This window comes from Chlorobium phaeovibrioides, assembly GCF_003968655.1.
Lineage (GTDB): Bacteria > Bacteroidota > Chlorobiia > Chlorobiales > Chlorobiaceae > Chlorobium > Chlorobium phaeovibrioides.
In genome coordinates, this window is sequence record NZ_RXYK01000031.1 from 1 (window position 1) to 5084 (window position 5084).

The window sequence follows — 5084 nt, forward strand, 5'->3', positions numbered from 1 at the left end:
TTGCTGCAGACGATTAAGAGGTAGTGTACGAAGGTCTTGCCGAGGTAGGTCGCTATGTCTTTCGGGTGCTGGCCGCTGATATCGATCCCGATTTCCTGCATGGCTTTGAAGGCAAGAGGATGAACGGCATCGGCGGGCTGGGTGCCGGCACTGAGGACCTCGAAACGGTCTCCTGCCATGTTGCGGAGGAGCCCTTCAGCCATCTGGCTGCGGGCAGTGTTTTCAGTGCAGAGGATGAGAACGGTCTTCTTCTTGTCCATGCTCGTCGGTAGGTTGGTTTCAAGGAAAATTTGAAAAAATAAGATACCGCTCCCGCTCAATACTATCTGCTGGTCTTGCAAGAATGTAACAATTGCTTCGGGTCAGGGATGCAAGCCAGCGTAGCTCCTGCGGCTTCATGGCAGGCCCTGGTGCGTAGTATCAGCAATGGCAACCGATCTGCAGCTTTTTGAACGATGGCGCTGGTTCCCCCACTGTATCTACACCCTTCCGGTTATCTCTCCCCCTGGATGATCGCCCCCTTGTGTTTTTCTCGAATACACTCCCTACTCTCCCTTGAGATTGTTGTTACGGGTGCTTCAATCTTAAATCAGCCAAGCTCGCAATAATCCCTGCTGCAAGGTCCTGATGCATCTGTTCCAGGGTCACATATCCGATGCGTGAATGGTAGTGTTCCTCTTCAAGAGAGAGGTTCCGGACGATGTCAAAACAGCCGAAAACCTTTGAAAACAAGGGGAAAAAGAAAACCTGTCTACCCAGAGAATCACTCTGGAGAGACGGGTTGTCATTTTCAAAATGGTGGAGGACACGGAGCCTTACCCCAATTCGTTCTCCAAACCAAATCATATCCATAAATCCTTCTTATTCAACACCTTACCACACATCAAAACCCTTCAGTCTGCCGGACACCGAGAGAAATTTAATTCTCTACATTTTCCCGAAACAGAGAACGGACGTGGGTTCGATTCCCGATTGAACACCCGGCGGTGTGTTTTACAACTCATGTCTTAACCACCAGTACAGTGCTGATCAGCCATGCAGTATATGCCACATAAACCAGCAAAAGAGCTGCGCCTTCAAAGCGATTGATGCGCCCCTGACGACCTCTGAACCCATATCCGATCAGGAAAAGTGAAACGGTCAAGGCTCCCATCACTGCCATGTCCCGGGAGAGCGTTTCCGGCTCCACTGCAAAAGGATGAATCGAACCGGCAATACCCACAACGGCCAGCGTATTGAACAGGTTTGAGCCTATCACATTCCCCAGAGCGATATCATGCTCACCCTTGCGGACCGCTATGACGGACGAAGCCAGTTCCGGTAAAGAGGTGCCCACTGCAACAATCGTCAAACCGATGATCATGTCGCTGACACCGAATATCTGTGCTATTTCAACTGCTCCCCATACGAGGATTCGGGAACTGGCAATGAGCAGCAGCAACCCGGCAACAAGCCAGAAAACAGCTCGCTTAATCGGCATTTCTTTTTCAGCGGTTTCAGACTCAACCTCTTTGGCCAGCGTATCCGTTTTTCGTTTCAAGCCCTGAATTATGGTCCATGCCATCAGCCCACCAAATACCAGAAGCAAGACTACGGCATCGAGCCGTGATAAATCGAGATCTGCGAGAAGACCCACGGTGAGAATGGTCACGAGTGTCAGTATGGGTAGTTCTTTGCGCAATACCGTAGAGTGAACCATGATCGGGTTGATCAGGGCGGATACCCCAAGAATCAGAGCGATGTTGCAGATGTTTGAGCCATAGGCATTTCCAAGGGCAATTCCCGCATTCCCATCGATCGAAGCCAAAGCGGAAACAACCATCTCCGGAGCAGATGTTCCAAAGCCAACGATCACCATACCAATCAACAGCGGCGGCATGCCGAAATGACGTGCAGTGGAAGCGGAACCTTCCACAAAACGGTCTGCGCTCCATACCAGAAGCACCAGACCGGCTATTAAAGCCGCAATCGCCAGCATCATACGAGTAACCTCTCTGCCAGTTCCAATACATCCACCGGCCAGAAGCATTCCGGGCGTGGGTGGCGTACTCGCGGATGTCCGGCCTCTGGGCGGCAGTTCTGCAGGGAGTCGAGCCACTGGGTCGGAATCGACTCCCGACCGCACACAGCGCCTAACAGCGCCCCACAAATGGCCGCGTTGGTGTCGGTGTCACCTCCGCGCATGATAGTGTCGACAACACCGTTCTCAAGACTTGGCGCATGGAGCAGCTGATACAGGGCATTCTGAAGAGCTATCAACACCCAGCCCTGCTGGTGGACATAGTCCGCTGGTGGCGTATCGGCTGCCTTGTCGATGGTCTCCAGCAAAGCGGGTTCAACGGTCATGGCGACGGCCCATTGTCGGATGCTTTGGTATAGCTCCTTGCGATCGCAGCCGGATTGAATGGCGTGGGCAATGCCCATGGCAAACAGCGCGTTCGCCTGCTGGCAGATCAGGTTTGGATGGGTTAGCGCTGCATCCTGCATGGCCCATTCGGCCACCTGATTCAGTTCAAATCCGGCCCCGAAAATGCCGATCGGGCTGACACGCATCATCGCTCCATTGGCCTGACTGTCCGGATTTGGATTTCCACGCAGCCCGGCCGAAATGGTCATGCCGCAGTCAAATGGATCGGAATTCAGCCAGTATTGATATTCCTTCCGTGCTGCCTTCGGATCATACGAACCGGTTTTCACGAGCATCCGGGCAAGGAGCAGAGCCATCTCTGAATCATCCGTTGGCTGACCCGCAATGGTATTCCATGTGCCGCCATCCGCCAGCTCCCGGACACCATCAGGGTAGCTGCGCCGGATCTCATCCGGGGACTGAAACTCAACCAGACTTCCCAGCGCATCACCGGCAAACTGGCCAAGCAGGCATCCTTGGGCTCTGGATCGTTTAGTTTCCAAGTTTACGTCTTTCCTCTCGTGCTATATTTTCCGTCAAGAGTCTCACCACCCATTGGCCATAAAATTCAGGCATTTGTTTCCTCAACCACTTCCTCATCCGAGTCTTCAACTGTTGGAGACAATGGCAGTTGCGTTGACATGAAAACCCGGCTTTTCAACCTTTCCTTCAAGTTTGACCTACGCTTCTCATAGAATTCCCTGAATGCCTCAAACTCCAAGCCGATTCCTTCAACAAGTAGATCCTGTGCTCGCAGGTTTACATTCGGGTCATTGAGCCATTCGGACAAAGGTCTGTCGTTCTTTGAGAGATTCTGCGAGTCGTTGAGCAAATGAAGATTTGCCATGGAATTCCAATGTCCTTCATCAGAGAAAAATCCAAGTAGCGTCTCGTCACTTTGGAGGAAGTTGTGCGACTTGAGCGCCTTTTTTTCAAAAGCACTACGGGGATGCAGATGGTCAATGTGGAAGACCTCGGTCGAACTCATTTCAGGGAAAAGAAGGTGTAGAAGTGCTCGGCAACGGCCTTCTCCATGCTGAATGTCCAGCAGACTGTCAATGTAGTCATCATCGAAACGTAGGTCTTTGTTCGTGGCCTTATATCGCTCGATAATCGCTTCCAAAGGAAATGCTGTTTTTTGAATGTTGTTCCGTAAAACGTCGCGCATACTTGTCAGAATTGAATCCGCTTGCCCGCCAAAAACTCCTTTGAGCAAGGCCATATAAAACCATTGGCTGATCTTCGATCGTTGCTCATGACACTTGGCCAAGTTATTGATGTCGCGGTATAAAGGTCGACTGTCTTCGTTTTGCTTGTACAGATAGAAGCAAATTGGAATCACGGCATTTTTGGAGGTCAACGATTGTGGGTTAATGCCAAGACGACGCACAAGAAGGAAAGTGGCCTTGATGCAGTCTTTTATAGATTGCCACTCGGACTGAATTTTCTTCACCTGCTCAGCCTTGAAATTTTTGACCTTGAAGCGGACATCCGCATCAGTAAGCATTAAGCAGGTTTTTAGAATCCAATCCCGCTCAATGTAAAATCCCATGTCAATGCTTTGATGGATATGATTTGTCAAATTATCAAGCTCTTGACGAAAATCCCCATCCCAGTTTGCAACAGCGATCGACATTAGTAAGTCTGAAAACGCCAGCTTGGTTCCGCCGCTATTGGTTCGAATAAAAACATCAAGTACGTGATCAATCTCCTGACTGGTTTCATTGAAATAATGGATAATCTTCTGCGCCCTGATCACATCGTAGAGTTGAGAGAGGGTCTCTTGAGCAAATTCGTTATCGGATAAGCCAACAGAGTCAAGAAAGGGTCTTACGACTTTGTTCCATATCTGGCTCCCTCCATCAACCTGTGGAAATTCTAAAATCTTGTGCAAGCAGAACCAGTGATGCTCTTTTGGTTCAGGCAATGAATCCTGATATTGTTTTTCTGTCAGGAACCGGAAATTGTATTTCATTAGCGAATCATCATCGTCTGAAATCACTGACTGCTTGAGATCGAGATACAGCTTTCTCGGCGGCAATATGTTTTCATCCATGGTTCCCGGCCACCAAACCCGAGGCTGCTTATATGCATATGTACTGCACAAACCTATGTACAAGGATGTCAGCCTTTGCTGGCCATCGATTATAGCTTTGAAATCTTTGAAGCTGGCGCTGGTCTTTACGTATGGATTCTCTTCATTGAACCTCTGGCAGTAATACTTCAAAAACTCATAAAATTTATATTCGTTTTTGATGTGGTCGCTTTTGATTTCCCACATCATGAACGTGTTGATAGGATATCCGCGCATGATCGAATCGAACAAAACGCAGATCTGATGACTGCTCCATACAAATTTGCGCTGAATAGCTGGCAATAGGTAGTCCCGGTTATTTATCGCATCAATCGCTTCCTTGATGCTAATTGCTCTTTCATATTCACCTGCCATAAATCAGCTCCATTTAGATATCTTTAGTGGACCCCGTCCTATAGACAAAAAGGGCCTGAGTTTAAGTTGGAAACCTGCTGGTTATGCAGCGGAAAGGCGCTGCCCCTCTTGTTCATTTACCTCTTCCTGTGGGTCGTTTTTGAGCCGGTACTTGTCAACGATGTGGGCCCCGCCGCCTTGGCCTGAACGATACACTTCATCCGGAGTGCTGTAGTCCAGAGACTGATG

General features: G+C 49.5%; 5 protein-coding genes. All 5 read right to left on the minus strand.

Annotation, left to right across the window (positions count from 1 at the left end; translation table 11 throughout):
* The coding region (locus tag EKD02_RS09650) for an arsenate reductase ArsC (RefSeq protein ID WP_148102967.1) at nucleotides 1-260 on the minus strand (260 nt) is incomplete at its 3' end.
* Between the two features lie 307 nt (nucleotides 261-567).
* Entirely contained in the window at nucleotides 568-852 is a 285-nt protein-coding gene (locus EKD02_RS09655; protein ID WP_126385283.1) for a hypothetical protein, read from the minus strand.
* A 148-nt stretch (nucleotides 853-1000) separates the two neighbouring features.
* The gene (locus EKD02_RS09660) at nucleotides 1001-1981 is read right to left on the minus strand and encodes a calcium/sodium antiporter (protein ID WP_126385285.1); all 981 of its coding nucleotides are present in this window, start codon (nucleotides 1979-1981) and stop codon (nucleotides 1001-1003) included.
* The gene (locus EKD02_RS09665; protein ID WP_126385287.1) at nucleotides 1978-2910 is read right to left on the minus strand and encodes an ADP-ribosylglycohydrolase family protein; all 933 of its coding nucleotides are present in this window, start codon (nucleotides 2908-2910) and stop codon (nucleotides 1978-1980) included. The genes EKD02_RS09660 and EKD02_RS09665 overlap by 4 nt, the downstream gene beginning before the upstream one ends.
* Nucleotides 2911-2975: 65 nt before the next feature.
* Nucleotides 2976-4856: a DUF262 domain-containing protein gene (locus tag EKD02_RS09670; RefSeq protein ID WP_126385289.1), complete on the minus strand. Its 1881-nt coding sequence runs from the start codon at nucleotides 4854-4856 to the stop codon at nucleotides 2976-2978.
* Nucleotides 4857-5084: the final 228 nt, after the last annotated feature.